16 protein-coding genes are annotated in these 16,257 nt (G+C 65.3%); 6 read left to right on the top strand and 10 right to left on the bottom strand.

The features are described 5' to 3' along the window. Nucleotides 1-2 precede the first annotated feature (2 nt). The 9 genes from OEZ49_RS17375 to OEZ49_RS17335 all read right to left on the bottom strand — a co-directional run bounded on the left by OEZ49_RS17375 (nucleotide 3) and on the right by OEZ49_RS17335 (nucleotide 10,271). Nucleotides 3-1,640: an ABC transporter ATP-binding protein gene (locus tag OEZ49_RS17375; protein WP_263389499.1), complete on the bottom strand. Its 1,638-nt coding sequence runs from the start codon at nucleotides 1,638-1,640 to the stop codon at nucleotides 3-5. Further along, nucleotides 1,637-2,452 carry an ABC transporter permease gene (locus OEZ49_RS17370; protein WP_164128393.1) on the bottom strand — a complete coding sequence of 272 codons (816 nt, stop codon included), beginning with the start codon at nucleotides 2,450-2,452 and terminating at the stop codon, nucleotides 1,637-1,639. Before OEZ49_RS17370 ends, OEZ49_RS17375 begins: the two co-directional genes overlap by 4 nt. Further along, a complete protein-coding gene (locus OEZ49_RS17365) occupies nucleotides 2,449-3,405 on the bottom strand; it encodes an ABC transporter permease (RefSeq protein ID WP_263389498.1) in 957 nt (318 codons plus the stop codon). Before OEZ49_RS17365 ends, OEZ49_RS17370 begins: the two co-directional genes overlap by 4 nt. A 15-nt stretch (nucleotides 3,406-3,420) precedes the next feature. Further along, nucleotides 3,421-5,004, bottom strand: coding sequence for an ABC transporter substrate-binding protein (locus OEZ49_RS17360; protein ID WP_263389497.1), 1,584 nt, complete (start codon nucleotides 5,002-5,004; stop codon nucleotides 3,421-3,423). 122 nt (nucleotides 5,005-5,126) lie between these two features. Then, complete coding sequence (locus OEZ49_RS17355; protein WP_263389496.1) at nucleotides 5,127-7,121, bottom strand: CocE/NonD family hydrolase; 1,995 nt, start codon at nucleotides 7,119-7,121, stop codon at nucleotides 5,127-5,129. 51 nt (nucleotides 7,122-7,172) lie between these two features. Next, nucleotides 7,173-8,276 carry a DUF4147 domain-containing protein gene (locus OEZ49_RS17350; RefSeq protein WP_263389495.1) on the bottom strand — a complete coding sequence of 368 codons (1,104 nt, stop codon included), beginning with the start codon at nucleotides 8,274-8,276 and terminating at the stop codon, nucleotides 7,173-7,175. Further along, nucleotides 8,276-8,713: a D-aminoacyl-tRNA deacylase gene (dtd, locus tag OEZ49_RS17345; RefSeq protein ID WP_263389494.1), complete on the bottom strand. Its 438-nt coding sequence runs from the start codon at nucleotides 8,711-8,713 to the stop codon at nucleotides 8,276-8,278. The genes OEZ49_RS17350 and dtd overlap by 1 nt, the downstream gene beginning before the upstream one ends. Then, nucleotides 8,701-9,615, bottom strand: a complete 915-nt coding sequence (locus tag OEZ49_RS17340) for a carbohydrate kinase family protein (RefSeq protein WP_263389493.1) — start codon at nucleotides 9,613-9,615, stop codon at nucleotides 8,701-8,703. Before OEZ49_RS17340 ends, dtd begins: the two co-directional genes overlap by 13 nt. Then, a complete protein-coding gene (locus tag OEZ49_RS17335; protein WP_263389492.1) occupies nucleotides 9,603-10,271 on the bottom strand; it encodes a nitroreductase in 669 nt (222 codons plus the stop codon). The genes OEZ49_RS17340 and OEZ49_RS17335 overlap by 13 nt, the downstream gene beginning before the upstream one ends. A 140-nt stretch (nucleotides 10,272-10,411) precedes the next feature. On the opposite strand from OEZ49_RS17335, the gene OEZ49_RS17330 reads away from it, so the two are divergent. Continuing rightward, nucleotides 10,412-10,831: an Hsp20/alpha crystallin family protein gene (locus OEZ49_RS17330; RefSeq protein ID WP_263389491.1), complete on the top strand. Its 420-nt coding sequence runs from the start codon at nucleotides 10,412-10,414 to the stop codon at nucleotides 10,829-10,831. Nucleotides 10,832-10,952: 121 nt separating this feature from the next. Here OEZ49_RS17330 and OEZ49_RS17325 read toward each other — a convergent pair whose 3' ends face one another. Continuing rightward, nucleotides 10,953-11,939 (bottom strand): GlxA family transcriptional regulator, encoded by a 987-nt coding sequence (locus OEZ49_RS17325; RefSeq protein WP_164128373.1) that lies wholly within the window; start codon nucleotides 11,937-11,939, stop codon nucleotides 10,953-10,955. A gap of 133 nt (nucleotides 11,940-12,072) precedes the next feature. On the opposite strand from OEZ49_RS17325, the gene OEZ49_RS17320 reads away from it, so the two are divergent. The 5 genes from OEZ49_RS17320 to OEZ49_RS17300 all read left to right on the top strand — a co-directional run bounded on the left by OEZ49_RS17320 (nucleotide 12,073) and on the right by OEZ49_RS17300 (nucleotide 16,215). Further along, nucleotides 12,073-12,990: a BKACE family enzyme gene (locus tag OEZ49_RS17320; RefSeq protein ID WP_263389490.1), complete on the top strand. Its 918-nt coding sequence runs from the start codon at nucleotides 12,073-12,075 to the stop codon at nucleotides 12,988-12,990. Further along, on the top strand, nucleotides 12,987-13,532 hold the full coding sequence (locus OEZ49_RS17315; protein ID WP_164128371.1) for a lipocalin family protein: 546 nt from the start codon (nucleotides 12,987-12,989) through the stop codon (nucleotides 13,530-13,532). Before OEZ49_RS17320 ends, OEZ49_RS17315 begins: the two co-directional genes overlap by 4 nt. A gap of 34 nt (nucleotides 13,533-13,566) precedes the next feature. After that, nucleotides 13,567-15,030, top strand: coding sequence for a carnitine 3-dehydrogenase (locus OEZ49_RS17310; RefSeq protein WP_263389489.1), 1,464 nt, complete (start codon nucleotides 13,567-13,569; stop codon nucleotides 15,028-15,030). Then, complete coding sequence (locus tag OEZ49_RS17305) at nucleotides 15,027-15,788, top strand: SDR family oxidoreductase (protein WP_263389488.1); 762 nt, start codon at nucleotides 15,027-15,029, stop codon at nucleotides 15,786-15,788. Before OEZ49_RS17310 ends, OEZ49_RS17305 begins: the two co-directional genes overlap by 4 nt. A 115-nt stretch (nucleotides 15,789-15,903) precedes the next feature. Further along, complete coding sequence (locus OEZ49_RS17300) at nucleotides 15,904-16,215, top strand: hypothetical protein (protein ID WP_263389487.1); 312 nt, start codon at nucleotides 15,904-15,906, stop codon at nucleotides 16,213-16,215. The last annotated feature ends 42 nt before the right edge of the window (nucleotides 16,216-16,257 follow it).

Raw genomic sequence — 16,257 nt, 5'->3', positions numbered from 1 at the left:
GATCAGTTGCCGGCGCTTTCCATCTTGCGATGGGCCACCACCTCTTCCAGCCAACCCAGCCGCATCTCGGGAACCGAGCTGAGCAAAAGGTCGGTATAGTCGTCGAACGGCGGGCTCAGCACCTGGCTTTTCGAGCCATAGCGCACCACCCGGCCCTGATACATCACCGCGATCGAGTCGCTGATCGCCTTGACCGTCGCCAGATCATGGGTGATGAACAGGTAAGCCACGTTCTCGATCTTTTGCAGGTCCAGCAGCAGTTTCAGGATGCCGTCCGCCACAAGGGGATCCAGCGCGCTGGTGACCTCGTCGCAGATGATCATCCTTGGCTTGGCCGCCAGCGACCTTGCGATGCACACTCGCTGTTTCTGGCCGCCCGACAGTTCCGCCGGATAACGGTCGATGAACTTCTCGCCCATCTCGATCTCGTCGAGCAATTCGATGATGCGCTTGCGTTTTTCCGCGCCACGCATGCCGAAATAGAACTCCAGCGGCCGCCCGATGATGGTGCCCACGGTCTGGCGCGGGTTCATCGCCACATCCGCCATCTGGTAGATCATCTGCAATTCGCGCAGATCCTCGCGCGAACGCCCGGCCAGATCGCGGCTGAGTGTCCGCCCGGCAAAGGTGATCTCGCCCTCGCGCGGCGGCAACAGGCCGGTGATCACGCGCGCCAGCGTCGACTTGCCCGAGCCGCTTTCACCCACCACCGCCAGCGTCTGGCCGGGGTGCAGGTCGACGGTCACGTTGTGCAGCACGTCAAAGGCCAGCCCCTTGTACCGGGCCGAGATACCAGTCACCGACAGCACCGGCTCGGGGGTCGGTTGCTTTTCCTCATGGTTGATCGAGCGGACCGAGACCAGCGCCTGTGTGTACTCTTCCTGCGGGCGGTTGATGATCTGGTCGGTCTCACCATATTCGACCATGTCGCCCATCCGCAGCACCATGATGTCGTCGCTCACCTGCGCCACCACCGCCAGGTCGTGGGTGATGTAGAGCGCGCCAACGCCGGTGTCCCGGATCGCGTCCTTGATCGCCATCAGCACGTCGATCTGGGTGGTGACGTCCAGCGCCGTGGTGGGTTCGTCGAACACCACCAGATCGGGCTCGGGGCACAGCGCCAGCGCCGTCATGCACCGCTGCAACTGCCCGCCCGAGACCTGGTGGGGATAGCGCTCGCCGATATTGTCCGGATCGGGCAGGCCCAGCTTGGCAAACAGGGCGCGTGCCCGTGCCTCGGCCTCTTTCTTGGTGAACTTCTTCTGTTCCACTGCCGCCTCGATCACCTGTTCCATGATCTTGCGGGCAGGGTTGAACGAGGCTGCCGCCGACTGGCTGACATAGGTGACCTCGCCGCCGCGCAAGCCGCGGATATCCTTGAGCGAGGTCTTGAGGATGTCGCGCCCGTTGACCCAGACCTCGCCGCCGGTGATTTTCACACCGCCGCGGCCATAGGCCATCGAGGCCAGCCCGATGGTCGATTTGCCGGCCCCGGATTCGCCGATCAGCCCCAGCACCTTGCCGCGCTCGAGGTCGAAATCGACCCCGTGCACGATTTCGATATCATGGGGCTTTTCGCCCGGCGGATAGACGGTGGCGCCGATCTTGAGGCCACGGACCTTGAGAAGCGGTTCGCTCATCCCCGGCCTCCTTTCAGCGATGTGGTGCGGTTCAGCACCCAGTCGGCCACCAGGTTGACCGAGATGGCCAGGGTGGCGATGGCCACGGCGGGATAAAGCGCCGCGCCGATGCCATAGACGATGCCGTCCTTGTTCTCTTTCACGATGCCGCCCCAGTCGGCCAGCGGCGGTTGCACGCCCAGGCCCAGGAACGACAGGGTCGAGATGAACAGCACCATGAAGATGAAGCGCAGGCCCAGCTCGGCCACCAGCGGTGACAGGGCGTTGGGCAGGATCTCGCGAAAGATCACCCAGACACGGCCTTCGCCGCGCAGCTTGGCGGCCTCGACATAATCCATCACGTTGATGTCGACCGCCACGGCGCGGGCCAGGCGATAGACGCGTGTGGCGTCGAGAAAGCCCATCACCAAGATCAGCACGGGAATGGTCACCGGTACCATGGCCAGCACCACCAGGGCGGTGATCAGCGAGGGGATCGACATGATCAGATCGACCGTGCGCGACATAAACTGATCGGCCCAGCCGCCCAGCACGGCGGCCAGAAAGCCCAGGATCGACCCGGTGGTAAAGCTGAGGATGGTGGCCATGGTGGCGACAAAGATGGTGGTGCGCCCGCCATAGATCATCCGGCTCAGCAGGTCGCGGCCGATATTGTCGGTGCCCAACAGATACTCGCTGCTCGACGGCTCCCACACATCGCCCACCACCTCGGCCATGCCATAGGGAGCCAGAAGCGGGGCAAAGATCGCCCCGATGAAATACATCGCCGTCAGGAAAAGACCGATGGCGGCAGAAATTGGAATGTTCTTCATTTCGGATGCCTCAGTCTGGGATTGGCCAGAATGGCAACGATATCGGCGACCATGTTCAGGCCGATATAGATCGCGGCAAAGATGACCCCGCAGGCCAGCACAACCGGCACGTCACGCTTGGTCACGTGATCGACCAGATACTGCCCCATGCCGGGATAGACGAACACCACCTCGACCACCACGACGCCCACCACCAGATAGGCGAGGTTCAGCATCACCACGTTGACGATCGGCGCGATCGCGTTGGGAAAGGCGTGGCGATAGATGATCTTGAAGTTGGTCAGCCCCTTCAACTCGGCAGTTTCGATGTAGGCCGATTGCATCACGTTCAGGATCGCGGCGCGGGTCATCCGCATCATATGCGCCAGCACCACCATGGTCAGCACGATCACCGGCAGGGCGATGGAGTTCAGCTTCTGCCCCAGGCTCATGCTGTCATTGATCATCGCCAGCGGCGAGAACATGCCCAGCTTCACCGCGACGAAATAGACCAGAACGTAGCCGATCAGGAATTCGGGGATGGAAATGGTGGTCAGCGTCACCGCCGAGATCACCTTGTCGGGCCAGCGGTTGCGATAGCGCACAGCGAGCAGACCCAGGAAAATCGCCAGCGGCACCGACACGATTGCGGCCCAGAAGGCGAGGAATAGCGTGTTGCCCAGACGGCCGCCGACCGATTCAGCTATGTCGAGCTTGTTGGTCAGCGATTTGCCCAGATCGCCTTGCAGAATGCCGCCCAGCCATTCGAAATAGCGCGTCAGCGCAGGACGGTCGAGGCCCATTTCCTCGCGAAGGTTCGCCAGGGACTCGGGGGTTGCGGATTGACCCAGGACGGCTTGCGCGGCGTCTCCGGGAAGGGCTTCGGTCAGGCCGAAAATCAGGGCCGAAGCGCCAAAGAGGAGCATGAGTCCCAGCGCAAGGCGCTGGGACACAAGTTTCACGATCGGGTGCATGCTGCCGGACCCGGATCAGGCGAACCACATTTTGCGGGTAACCTGACCGCTCATCAGCTCGCCGTTGGGGTCAGTTTCCCAGCCGGCCAACGTGTTGCTGGTCGCGTCCACGAAGTCGTTGAACATCGGACAGATCAGGCCGCCCTCATCGCGCAGCATCATACCCATCTTCGAGTAGATTTCCTTGCGCTTGGCCGGATCCAGTTCGGCGCGGGCCTGCAGTAGCATCGCATCGAAATCGGCGTTCTTGAACTTGGTGTCGTTCCAGTCTGCCGTGGACAGGTACGCGGTCGAATACATCTGGTCCTGCACCGGACGCCCGCCCCAGTACGAGGCGCAGAAGGGCTGCACGTTCCAGACCTCGGACCAGTAGCCATCGCCGGGCTCGCGCTTGATCTCCAGCGGGATGCCAGCGGCGGACGCGGTCTGCTGGAACAGCGCGGCGGCGTCGACGGCGCCGGGGAAGGCCACATCCGACACACGGAGTTCGATGGGCGAGCCGTCGTGACCGGATGCCTTGTAGTGCTCGGCCGCTTTCGCCAGGTCGAACTCGCGCTGCGGGATCGCGCTGTCGAACAACGGATAGGCCGCGTTGATCGGCATGTCGTTGCCTACCGAGCCATAGCCGCGCAGGATCTTTTCAACCATCTCTTCGCGGTTGATGGCGTATTTCAGCGCCAGGCGCAGATCCTTGTTGTCGAACGGCGCCTTGTCCACATGCATGATGAACACATAGTGGCCGCGGCCCGGGGTCGAATGCACGGTCAGGTTCGGTGCGCGGCTCAAGAGGCCCGCGACCTTGGGCTCGACGCGGTTGATGATGTGTACCTGGCCCGACTGAAGTGCTGCGGTCCGTGCGGTGGCATCGTTGATGACAAGGATCTCGACACCGTCGAAATAGGCGTCATCTGCCCAGTAGTTGGCAAATTTCGAATAGACATGGCGCACGCCCGGCTCGTTCACGTCCATCTTGTAGGGGCCGGTGCCGATGCCCGCGCCCGGATCGTCCATACCGCCATCGGGCTGGATGATCAGGTGATAGTCGGCCATCAGATAGGGAAGGTCGGCGTTGGCGTCGCCCAGGGTAACGTGGAAGTAGTCGCCGTCGACCTTCATCGATTCGATGCCCTTCATGATGCCAAGGGCACCGGACTTCGAATCCTCATTCGAATGGCGCTGCATCGTCTTCAGTACGTCCTCGGCGGTCATCGTCTTGCCGTTGTGGAATTCGACGCCCTGGCGGATCTTGAAGGTCCAGGTCTTGGCGTCGGCGCTGGCCTCGACGCTTTCGGCCAGGCGGTTCTCGATCGTACCGTCGGCGGCCACCTGCACCAGCGTGTCGCCGAACTGGTTGCCGTTGTGATAGGGGACCTGGCTGGCATAGGTTGCCGGATCGAGCGAGTTGGTCGATTCACCGCCGACCGAGCCAAGCTTGACCACGCCGCCGCGCTTGGGTTCCGAGGCCCGTGCCGCCTGTGCAAAGATCGAGCTGGCCACGGCGGCCGACACGCCCAATGCGGCGGCCTTGCCCATGAATTCGCGGCGGGTCATCTGGCCTGCGGTCACGCGGCCGGCCATGAAATCTAGTTGTTCCTTCATCGAAGTCTCCCGGTTGAGTGGTTGGGCGCTTTGCGCGCCGTTTTTGTTGACTGGTGAATCAACGTTTGCGTATTTCGTCGGACTGGGCAAGCGTGAATGTCCTCTCGCCATTCCCTCGTCCCTCAGGCCATGTCGCGCCTGATTCGTGAAACCTTGTCGTTTTGATACAATAGCGTGTCGTTTTCGAATACGGAAATGCCCGATTTGAGGTGGAAATACTCCGCATCCGACCACATTTCGCAGGTCGTTTCCGTTCTCAGCCTGAGGTCGCCGCGTCCCGTTTCACTGGTCCAGTGACAGATGCCGCGGGCCGAGAGCGGGTCATCGGGGTGAATCACCCAGGTTTCTCGCGCGATGGTGCCCGAAACGGCGCCATGGCTCGTGTCCTCCACCAGACCGCTGTCATCGACGATGATCAGGCGGACTTCACCGCTGGCCTTGTCGATTTCGGTGCGGCGGATGTTCGATGCTTCTCGCAGGGTGCGGGTGTCCCAGGGCGGGTCCGCGTCCTCGGGTGGGAACACCCATTCGTCGGCCTCGCCCGCCGGACGCTGTGGCAGGTCGATGGCGGCCTCGTGCAGTGTCAGGCAGGTCCGTTCGGGCGAGGGCCAGATCATCGGCCAGTAGGAGGACGACACCGCCACTCTGAGCCGGTGCCCGGCGTGCACGCGATACCCGATATGGTCGAGGTCAAAGGCGATGTCATAAATACGCCCCGGCTCCAGCGCCTGCGGTGCCGCATGGCTGTCGCGATGAGTCAGGTTCAGGACGCCATATGTAATCCGGGCCGAGGTGCCGTCGGGTAGCACATGGTTCAGCCGCACCGCAATCTGCGCCTGCGGCTTGTCGGAACTCAGCCGCAGCCGGATACGTGGGGCGCCGACGATATCCATCCGCTGGGGCAGGGGGGCGCTGTCGAAGGTCACCGACAGCGCATCGTCCAGCCGCTGGTCGCCGGGCAGTTCCGGGCCGGCAAAGAACGACCCGTATTCGCCGCAATCCATGCCCGCGTGCAGCGGGGTTCTGACCTGGGCGGTCAGCGATCCTTTGGGACCCAGCCCGGTGTCGGTCAGATGCAGCGTCTCCACCGGCAGGTGGCGGGTGGAGCCGGTTTGCTCCGCGATCCATCGCCCGGGGCGGTAGAGGCTCTTGGTCTCGGGCGCGATCCCGTCCATCACATAGGCGCGGTAATCGGGCTCATCCTCGACGCCGTTCTCTATGCCCTTCAGCCAGCGGTCCCACCAGCGCAGCGCCTCTTGCAGGAACCCGATGCGGGGGCCGGGGATGGCGAAATGCGGGTATTTGTGGATCCACGGCCCGTTGATCCCCTTGACCACGGTGTCCAGGTTGTCGACCAGTTGCGGCACCGTGTTCATGTAACTGTCACCCCAGCCGCTGATCGCCAGCGTCGGCGTCTTGATCGAGCTGAAATCCTCGCAGATCGAGCCATGCTGCCAATAGGCGTCGCGCGTCTGATGCTGCAACCAGATCTCGGGCAGGAAGGGTTGCGCCCGCAGCCGCTCCAGCCACATCTCGCGCCAGGCCTCGCCCACCAGCGCCGGGTCGGGCGCGCGGGATGAGAAACACCACATGGTGGCGCCCCAGCCCAGGTTCTCGTTCAACAGGCATCCGCCCTTGAAATGGATATCCTCGGCATAACGGTCCACGGTCGAGCAGAGCGTGATGATCGCCTTCAGCGGGTCGGGCTGCATCGCCGCGACCTGGAGCGAGTTGAACCCGCCCCAGCTGATCCCCATCATGCCGACCGTACCGCTGCACCAGGGCTGCTCCGCCAGCCAGTGGATCACCTCGACCGCGTCGTCGAGCTCCTGCTGGGTGTACTCGTCTTCCATCACCCCCTGGCTGTCGCCATTGCCGCGGATATCGACGCGGATGCAGGCATAGCCGCGCTTGGCCATCCAGGGATGGGTCAACGCATCGCGGGCACAGGTGCCGTCGCGCTTGCGATAAGGCAGGTATTCCAGGATCGCGGGCACCGGGTCGGTGCCGCTGTCAGCCGGGCGCCAGACCCGGGCCGACAGCCGTGTGCCATCCGACAGGGTGATGCCCATGTCGGCCAGTTCTTCGATCTCGCGCAGGGCATTGGTCGTGGTCATGGCCGAACTCTTTCAGAGCGTTCGCGGGAATCTGAGCAGGAATGCGACGGTTCAGGCGCGAACTGCGACCAGCAGGTCCATCACATTGGTGCCGGTGGGACCGGTTGTCAGCAAGGCGCCATGCTGCTCCAGCCAACTGCCGCTGTCGGCGGCGGCCAGCGCCTCGGCCGCGCCCGGACCCCAGGTCTGTCCGGTGACAATGCCGCCCGCAGCCTCGGTCGGGCCGTCGGTGCCGTCGGTGCCACCGACAACAACACACAGGTTTTCCTGCCCGGCGATCCCGCGCGCCAGCGCCAGCGCCAGCCCCTGGTTGCGGCCGCCTCGGCCCGGATCGGGCGGCAGCACCACGGTGGGCTCGCCGCCCAGCACCAGCACACCGGCGGGCAGGGCGCAGAGGCGGGGACCAATCTGGCCCGCTAAAACGAAGAGATCGTCGTGCAGCGCCTCTTCCTGACCCTGCACCGCCAGACCCAGCTCACGCGCCTTGGCCGCCGCCGCTGCCCTTGCAATAGCGTTCGACGCGATGATCTTTGCCGCGCCCCGAAAGGCCGGGTTGGCAGGCCGCGCCCCGATCCCCGAGCCGATCACCATCAGATCGTCGCCCGGCACATCGGAAATCGCCAGCACATCCGCCCGGGCGCCCTTGAACGCGGCCAGCAAGCCGCCGCCCTTGATCCGCGATATTTGCCGCCGCCGCGTGTTCATCGCGGTGATATCCAGCCCCTCGGCCAGCATCGCCCGGTTCAGCGCCGCCAGATCGTCCAGCGTCTTGCCTTCCACCAGATCCTCGGCCAGTGACGAGGCCCCGCCCGACACCAGCAGCAACAAGTGACTGCCCGCATCCATCGCCTCGACCGCCTGCCGCAGCGCCCGGCCACCGGCCAGGCTGCGCGTATCCGGCACCGGATGCGATGCCTCTATCAACTGGGCCGTCCCCGGCAGGTCGGCGCCATGGCCGTCCTTCGTCACCACCAGACAGGGCACCGGCCCGAAGTGGTCGAGCGCGGCCCGTGCCATGCTCGCCGCCGCCTTGCCCACGGCCAGTATGCGATCCGGGCGCGGCATGCCCTCCAGCGCGGCGGCGGTCGCGGCATAGCCCCCGACCGCGTTCACCCCGGCCTGCCAGATCGCGCGCGCCATATCCTCTTCGGTCATCATGCTTCCATCCATATGGTAACGGGTCCGTCGTTGAGCAGCTCGACCTTCATGTCGGCGCCAAACCGCCCGGTTTCCACCGGCACGCCCTGCGCGGCAAGCTGCGCGGCGAAGTATTCATAAAGTCGCTCGCCCTCGGCAGGGGGCGCGGCGGACGAGAACCCCGGACGGTTCCCGCGCGAGGTGTCGGCGGCCAGGGTGAACTGGCTCACCACCAGCGCCCCGCCGCCGATATCCAGAACCGAGCGGTTCATCTTGCCCGCCTCATCCTTGAAGATGCGCAGGCGCGCGATCTTGGCGGCCAGCAGGTCCGCCTGCGCCTCGCCGTCGCCTGCCATCGCGCAGATCAGGATCAAAAGACCCAGCCCGGTCTGGCCGATTCTCTCCCCCTCGACCGTGACCGAGGCATGGGCCACTCGTTGGATCAGGGCACGCATGTCAGCAGTTCCTCCCGGGTTGGGGCGGCCGCGCCGGGGCGTGTCACGCTTAGCGCGGCGGCGCGGATGCCATGGGTCAGCATCGCTTCGAGATCGGACCGGTCCAGGCTCAGCGGGGTCTCCAGCAGGTCCGACTGCCAGAGCCAGGCCAGACAGCCCGCGTTCAGTACATCGCCCGCGCCGACCGTATCGGCAACCACGACACTGGGGGCGGGCAGGGTGATTTCCGTTCCGCCCAGACGCGCGGTGGCCCCGCGCGCGCCATGGCTCAGGATCCGCAACTGATCGGGGCGTACGTCCGGCACTTCTCCCCACCAGGCAAGGTCCTCGTCCGACAGTTTGACGACATCGGCCCGCGCCATCAACCGGCTCAGCCGGGCGCGATAGGAGACCGCGTCGGTGACAAGCCCGGGCCGGATGTTGAGGTCGAGCCAGATCAATCGGTCTGTTGCCTGCGCCGCCAGCGCCTCGAACGTGGTTGCGGCCGGATCGTGGATCAGGCTGATACCACCAAAAACCAGCGCGCGTGCCGTCTCAGGCACCTCCGGCGCATCGTCAAAGACGCGCCCTGCGCTGCCTTGGTCATAGAGGTCGAACCGGGTGCCATCCGGCAAAGAGTGGGCGAGGGCCAGTGTCGCGGGCTCTGCCCGCCGCTGCGCCAGGGCCAGGTTTACGCCCGCTGCCTCCATCTGCTCGCGCAGCATCCGGCCCATCGGGTCGTCCGACAGCCCGCCGACAAAGCCGGCTGGAACACCCAGCCGGGCAAGCGTGATCGCGGTATTGACGGCAGCCCCGCCCGCGACGGGACGAAACCCCGCGCTGCCGTCCGCCAGCGTGGCGGGGACAAGATCGGCCACCGCCTCGCCACAGCACAGGACCGCGGGGCGCCTCAGCCCCGCCATTCGACGAACTCGGCCAAGGGGGCACGTTCCGTCCGGAACGCGTTCGCCGGATGCCCGGTGTCGGAATAGCCAAACGAGATGGCGCAGAGGATCAGCCGGTCCTCGCCAATCCCGAAATAGCGGTGCAGGAACGGTGCATAAGAGGCGACCGCCGCCTGCGGGATGGTCGCCACCCCCAGCGCCTGTGCCGCGAGCGTGAAGGCGGTGACAAAACCGCCGCAATCCATCGCGCCATAACCGCCCAGCTCGGCCGGGCTGGAAACGATGGCGCAATGGGGGGCGTCGAACAGCGAGAAATTCTTCATCATCTGCGCCGCCGAGCCGGCGCGGTCGCCCTTTTCCACGCCAACCGCTTCGTACAAGGCCCAACCGCAGGTGCGGCGGCGATCCTGGTAGACACCGGAATAGCCGGAGGGAAAGGCAAGGTCGGGCTTTGCTGTGCCGCGCTGCACTTCCTCCATCAGGGCAGCCCGGAACGCGTCGGTCTCGGCGCCGCTGGTGATCACAAGCTGCCAGGGCTGCGCGTTGCACCAGCTCGGCACCCGCCGCGCGGTGGACACGATCCGCTCGATATCGGCGCGCGGCACCGGGTCGGCGCGGAACGCCCGGCAGGAATGGCGGGCGGCCAGCAGATCGTCGAGGTCGCTCAGGGTCATCACGTCTTTCTCCTTGTTGCCGCGCACCATGGCGGCAGGGCGGCAAAGGCGCAAGATCGCGCTGCGAATTTGCGCCGGATCAAGGCGCGCGGGCGCGCGCCGTGCAAGACTCGGACCAAACGGAAAAAGGAGGACCGACCATGGTTGAAAAATCCGATCACGCTGGCCTCTGGCCATCGCTCTATGACCCGTTTCGTACCTTTGGTGCAAAACTGGCCGATTGGCTGAGCCCTGCGACCGAAGCCTCAGGCAATGACGCGGCCTATGACATCTCGATGGAACTGCCCGGCGTCTCGGAAAATGACATCGAACTGACCGTCGAGAATGGCGTCGTCACCATAAGGGGCGAGAAGAAGACCCATGAAGAGAAGAAGGGTGACACCTGGTATTTTTCCGAGCGCCAGTATGGCGCGTTCCGCCGCTCGTTCCGCCTGCCCGAGGATGCCGAAGGCGCCAAGGCGGAAGCCAGGATGAAGGATGGCGTGCTGCACGTCCGCGTGCCAAAACGGGTCCAGGAGGCCCCGGCCGCGGCGCAGAAGATCAAGGTCTCGCGCGGCTGACGCCATGCGCCCCGGCCCGAGGGAGAGAGCGGGCCGGGGCGGTTATTCTTCGTTGTGGGGGGCTCTGCCCCCGCCGCGCGTGCCGCGCGACTCCCCCGGAGTATTTGCGGCGAAATGAAGATCAGGGCGTGGCGGGCTGGGTGCGGGCCTGTCGCAGGTCGCGGGCGGATTGGCCGTGCTGGGTGCGAAAGGCGCGGGCAAAGCTCGATTGCGAGGTAAAGCCGGTGGCCTGCGCCACCTCCATCAGCGGCATGTCGGTGTCGGTGACCAGGCGCCGCGCCTCGGCCAGGCGCAGTTGCAGGTAATGGTCCTGCGGCGTGGTGCCCAGGCGCAAGCGGAACTGCTGTTGCAGGGTGCGCGGGCTGGTACCCAGCGTCTCGGCGATTTCGGCCAGCGGCAGCGGCTCGTCCAGCGCCGCCTCCATCAGCGCGTTGGCCCGCGCGGTCAGCTTGTTGTGGCGGTGCGGCGCGCCGGTGCGGCGCTGCGGCTTGCCAGGCTCTGGCGCGCCTTCGTAGAGGAAAAGCCCCGCCACCCGCGCGGCAAAGCCCGCGCCATGGCGGGCGGCGATGATATGCAGCATCATCTCGATTGCGGGCATCGCCCCGCCCGAGGTCAGCCGGTTGCCTGAAATGGCAAAGCGGTCGCTGCGCACGTCTATGGCAGGGAAGCGGCTGGCGAAATTGTCCAGATCCTCCCAATGGGTGGTGGCGGCGTGACCGTCGAGCAGACCGGCTTCGGCCAAGAGCCACGGGCCCCCGTCGATCCCGGCCAGCGTGGCGCCGCCCGCCGCGATCCGGCGCAGCCCGGCCAGCAGGCTGGGCGTGGCGTGGCGCGCCAGCTGGAAGCCCGCCACGACGATCAGGAGGTCGCAGGTTTCGAGCCGCGCCAGCGGCAGGCCCGGCACCATCAGCCCGCAGGTCAACCGCGCGGGCGCGTCGGTGGCGGTGACATAGTCCCAGTCGAACGCGTGCCGGTCGGCCAGCCGGTTGGCGGCGCGCATCGGGTCAACCGCGGCGGCAAAGCTGAGCGTGTTGCAATCGTCCAGCACCAGAAGCGCGCATTTCAGCGCGCGGTGTTCCGGCTGGAGAATGTTTTTTGCGGATTTCATCAAGTTCGATTCGCATTCTGGCAAGTGGTCGCCGCAAGGCTGCGCCAGAGTCGAACACAACGCAAATCGGAATCCGGGGACAAATCTGGGGACAACCCGGGGGAGAAGCCGGTAAAAACAAGGGAAAACCGACATGCCTCTGGAAATGAACCGCGAGGTCTTCATCACCTGCGCCGTCACCGGTTCGGGCGGCACCCAGGATCGCAGCCCGCATGTGCCGCGCTCGCCCAAACAGATCGCCGACAGCGCCATCGCGGCGGCCAAGGCGGGGGCCGCAGTGGTGCATTGCCACGTGCGCGACCCTGAGACCGGCGCGCCGTCGCGCCGGTTGGACCTCTATCGCGAAGTGACGGACCGCATCCGCGACGCCGAGGTCGACGTGGTTCTGAACCTGACCGCCGGCATGGGCGGCGACATGATATTCGGCGATGTCGAGAACCCGCTGCCGCTGCGTGAAAAGGGCACCGATATGGTCGGCGCCACCGAGCGGGTGGCGCATGTGGCCGAATGCCTGCCCGAGATCTGCACGCTCGACTGCGGCACCATGAACTTTGCCGAGGCCGATTACGTGATGACCAACACGCCCGGCATGCTGACCGCCATGGGCCGGATGATGACCGAACTGGGGGTGAAACCCGAGATCGAGGCGTTCGACTCCGGCCACCTGTGGTACGCCAAGCAACTGGTCAAGGATGGCGTGCTCGAGGGTCCGGCGCTGGTCCAGCTCTGCATGGGCGTGCCGTGGGGCGCGCCTGATGACCTCAATACCTTCATGGCGATGGTCAACAATGTGCCCGACGACTGGACCTTCTCGGCCTTTGCGCTGGGCCGTAACCAGATGGCCTATGCCGCCGCGTCGGTGCTGGCGGGGGGTAATGTGCGCGTCGGGCTCGAGGATAATCTCTGGCTCGACAAGGGCGTGCTGGCCGAGAACTGGCAACTGGTCGAACGGGCCGCAGGCATCGTGTCGAACATGGGCGCGCGGGTGATCGGCCCGCAGGAAGTGCGCGAAAAGCTGGGCCTGGTGAAACGCGCACCGGTGGCGAAGTGAACCGGCTCGCGGCGGCGCTTGCTGCGGGCCTCGCCCTTGCCGCGTCAGTGGCAGGGGCCGAGACCTATCGCGACCGCTCGGTCGCGATCGGCGCGGTGCCGGCGCTGGACATCGACCGCTATCTGGGCCGCTGGTACGAGATCGCGCGCTTTCCGAACCGGTTCGAAGAGGGCTGCGTCGGCGTCACCGCCGATTATGCCCTGCGCGACGACGGGCAGGTGAGTGTGACCAACACCTGCCGCAAGGGCGCGCTCGACGGGCCGGTGACCACGGCCGAAGGTGTGGCGCGGGTCGAGGGGCCGGGCAAGCTGTCTGTCACCTTTGTGCCTTGGCTGCCCTTTGCGCGCGGCGACTATTGGGTTCTCTATATCGACGAGGGCTACACCGTCGCCGCCATCGGCACCCCGCGCGGCAAGACCGGCTGGATCCTGGCGCGCGAACCCCGGATCGGCGCCGACATACGCGCCCGGGCCGAGGCGGCACTGACCGCCAATGGCTATGACACGAGCAAACTGATCGACGTGGCACAAGATCCGCGTTGAAACACGGAATATGGACAAAGAAGGAGAGGCCGTCATGACAACGGCTGCAATCATCGGTGGTGGCGTGATCGGCGGCGGCTGGGCCGCGCGCTTTCTGCTCAACGGCTGGGATGTTCGGGTGTTCGACCCCGACCCCGAGGCCGAACGCAAGATCGGCGAGGTGCTGGCCAATGCCCGCCGCTCGCTGCCTGGCCTCAGCGACGTGCCGCTGCCGCCCGAAGGCAAGCTCAGCTTTCACACCGATCTTGGTGAGGCGGTCAACGGAGTCGCCTGGATCCAGGAAAGTGTGCCCGAACGTCTGGACCTGAAACTCAAGGTCTATCGCTCGATCCAGGAGACCTGCGATCCGCAGGCGATCCTTGGCTCCTCGACCTCTGGCTTCAAGCCTAGCGAATTGCAGGAGGGCGCGCTGCGCCCCGGTCAGATCGTGGTGACGCACCCGTTCAACCCGGTCTACCTGCTGCCGCTGATCGAACTGGTGACAACGCCGGAAAACAGCCCCGAGATGATCGAACGCGCCAAGGAGATCATGCGAGGACTGGGGCAGTTCCCGCTGCATGTGCGCAAGGAGATCGACGCCCATATCGCCGACCGCTTTCTGGAGGCCGTCTGGCGCGAGGCGCTGTGGCTGGTCAAGGACGGCATCGCCACCACTGAAGAGATCGACGAGGCGATCCGCATGGGCTTTGGTATCCGTTGGGCGCAGATGGGCCTGTTCGAAACCTACCGCGTGGCGGGCGGCGAAGCGGGCATGAAGCATTTCATGGCGCAGTTCGGCCCCTGCCTCAGCTGGCCCTGGACCAAGCTGATGGATGTGCCCGAATTCACTGACGAACTGGTCGACCTGATCGCGGGCCAGTCGGATGCGCAATCGGGGCACCATACGATCCGCGAGCTGGAACGCATCCGCGACAACAACCTTGTCGGCATGATGCGGGCGCTCAAGGCGCAGAACTGGGGTGCGGGCGCGGTGCTGAACAAGCATGACGCGGCGCTGAAGCCCAAGGCGCTGCCCGATCTGGAGACTGCCGATCTGACCCAGCCGATCCTGACCTTGTCGCGCGCGGTGCCGCTCGACTGGACGGATTACAACGGCCACATGACCGAGTCGAAATATCTGGAGGCGTTTGCCAATTCCACCGACCGGTTCATGGAGATCATCGGCTGCGATGCCGACTACATCGCCAGCGGTGGCAGCTATTTCACCGCCGAGACCCATATCCGCCATCTGGACGAGACCCACGCGGGGGCGCGGATCCGGGTCGAAACCCAGATGCTGCTGGGGCAGGGCAAGAAGCTGCATCTCTTCCACCGCATGTACGAAGGCGACACGCTGCTCGCCACCGGCGAAAGCTTCCTGTTGCATGTGAGCCTGGAAACCCGCAAACCCTGTGCGCCCTCGCCCGAAATCGAGGCCGCCATGGCCCGCATCGCAGCGGCGCAGGCAGGCCTGTCCTACCCCGAGGGCGCGGGCAGCGCGATCCGGAAACCGGCATGAGTGCGCGTGTCCTGATCACCGCGGGCGCCTCGGGCATCGGTCGCGCCATGGCCGAGGCCTTCGAGGCGGCGGGGGCGCGGATCTGGGTGGCGGATGTGGACAAGGCGGCGCTTGCCGCCTGTCCCGACCACTGGCGGCAGAGTGTTGTCGATGTGGCGGATGAGGCGTCGGTTGCGGCGCTCTTTGCCGAAATCGAGGCCGACTGGGGCGGGCTTGATACGCTCTGTTCCAATGCGGGCATCGCCGGGCCGACCGCGCTGGTCGAGGATATGCCGCTCGACGGCTGGCGCGCCTGTATCGCCGTCAATCTCGACGGCGCGTTTCTGTGTGCCAAATACGCGGCCCCGATGCTGAAACGGCAGGGCGCGGGCAGTATCGTGATCACTTCCTCCACCGCCGGGCAGTACGGCTACCCGCACCGCGCGCCCTATGCGGCGGCGAAATGGGGGGTGATCGGTCTTGCCAAGACATTGGCGATGGAACTGGGACCGCACGGGATCCGCTGCAACGTGATCTGCCCCGGCGCGGTCGAAGGCCCGCGGATGGAGGGCGTGCTGGCGCGCGAAGCGGCCGCAAAGGGGATGACCCGTGACCAGGTCTATGCCGGCTATGCCTCGGGCACCTCGATGGGCCGGTTTGTCGAGGCGTCGGATATCGCCAATATGGCGGTGTTTCTGGGGTCCGACGCGGCGCGGCTGGTGTCGGGACAGGTGATCGCGGTCGATGGCCATACGGTGAACCCTGATCCCAAGGTGTGAAAACTGTCTTCAATCTTTTCGGAAATCGCGAAGCATCCAGCCGAAGTGGAAAATTCTCCATTTTTGTAGTATAATGCATGTGAGTTTTTCGAATATGGCTGTTGGAGGACGCGTTATGAGAAGCCTGATTTGTCTGTTTGCGGGGGGAAGCCTGATCATTGCCAGTGCAGCCGTTGCGGGGAGCGGCAAGGAAGCCCCGGGACAGCGTGACGCCGGAAGCTGGGGCGCCGTGACAAGCGAAGCGGTCACCGGTGGTTTCGATCAAGGCGCACACGCCTCGGATCCGAGCGGTGACGGCAATGGTCCGACCAGTTCTGACGAGCCGCGATCCGGTTTGGCCAATGCGGTTTCACGTGGTGATCTCTCTGCCACGATGGATGGTCTGGGTCTCTCCGGCAGTGGTCCCAGCGGTCCTAGCGGACCCTGACTCGGCGTCGCTTCGCGGTCTTCGCGCAGTCTCAGGGCTCGT

Origin of the sequence: Ruegeria marisflavi, from assembly GCF_025673445.1 — a bacterium.
GTDB classification, from domain to species: domain Bacteria; phylum Pseudomonadota; class Alphaproteobacteria; order Rhodobacterales; family Rhodobacteraceae; genus Ruegeria_B; species Ruegeria_B marisflavi.
Note: the sequence above shows the minus strand (reverse complement) of the source record. Positions and strands in the feature narration are given on the sequence as shown.

Coding starts and splice junctions, on each gene's coding strand:
- OEZ49_RS17365 (WP_263389498.1), bottom strand. CDS start 3,405: ATGCACCCGATCGTGAAACTTGTGTCCCAGCGCCTTGCGCTGGGACTC.
- OEZ49_RS17300 (WP_263389487.1), top strand. CDS start 15,904: ATGAGAAGCCTGATTTGTCTGTTTGCGGGGGGAAGCCTGATCATTGCC.
- OEZ49_RS17355 (WP_263389496.1), bottom strand. CDS start 7,121: ATGACCACGACCAATGCCCTGCGCGAGATCGAAGAACTGGCCGACATG.
- OEZ49_RS17375 (WP_263389499.1), bottom strand. CDS start 1,640: ATGAGCGAACCGCTTCTCAAGGTCCGTGGCCTCAAGATCGGCGCCACC.
- dtd (WP_263389494.1), bottom strand. CDS start 8,713: ATGCGTGCCCTGATCCAACGAGTGGCCCATGCCTCGGTCACGGTCGAG.
- OEZ49_RS17305 (WP_263389488.1), top strand. CDS start 15,027: ATGAGTGCGCGTGTCCTGATCACCGCGGGCGCCTCGGGCATCGGTCGC.
- OEZ49_RS17370 (WP_164128393.1), bottom strand. CDS start 2,452: ATGAAGAACATTCCAATTTCTGCCGCCATCGGTCTTTTCCTGACGGCG.
- OEZ49_RS17310 (WP_263389489.1), top strand. CDS start 13,567: ATGACAACGGCTGCAATCATCGGTGGTGGCGTGATCGGCGGCGGCTGG.
- OEZ49_RS17320 (WP_263389490.1), top strand. CDS start 12,073: ATGCCTCTGGAAATGAACCGCGAGGTCTTCATCACCTGCGCCGTCACC.
- OEZ49_RS17325 (WP_164128373.1), bottom strand. CDS start 11,939: ATGAAATCCGCAAAAAACATTCTCCAGCCGGAACACCGCGCGCTGAAA.
- OEZ49_RS17360 (WP_263389497.1), bottom strand. CDS start 5,004: ATGAAGGAACAACTAGATTTCATGGCCGGCCGCGTGACCGCAGGCCAG.
- OEZ49_RS17330 (WP_263389491.1), top strand. CDS start 10,412: ATGGTTGAAAAATCCGATCACGCTGGCCTCTGGCCATCGCTCTATGAC.
- OEZ49_RS17335 (WP_263389492.1), bottom strand. CDS start 10,271: ATGACCCTGAGCGACCTCGACGATCTGCTGGCCGCCCGCCATTCCTGC.
- OEZ49_RS17340 (WP_263389493.1), bottom strand. CDS start 9,615: ATGGCGGGGCTGAGGCGCCCCGCGGTCCTGTGCTGTGGCGAGGCGGTG.
- OEZ49_RS17350 (WP_263389495.1), bottom strand. CDS start 8,276: ATGACCGAAGAGGATATGGCGCGCGCGATCTGGCAGGCCGGGGTGAAC.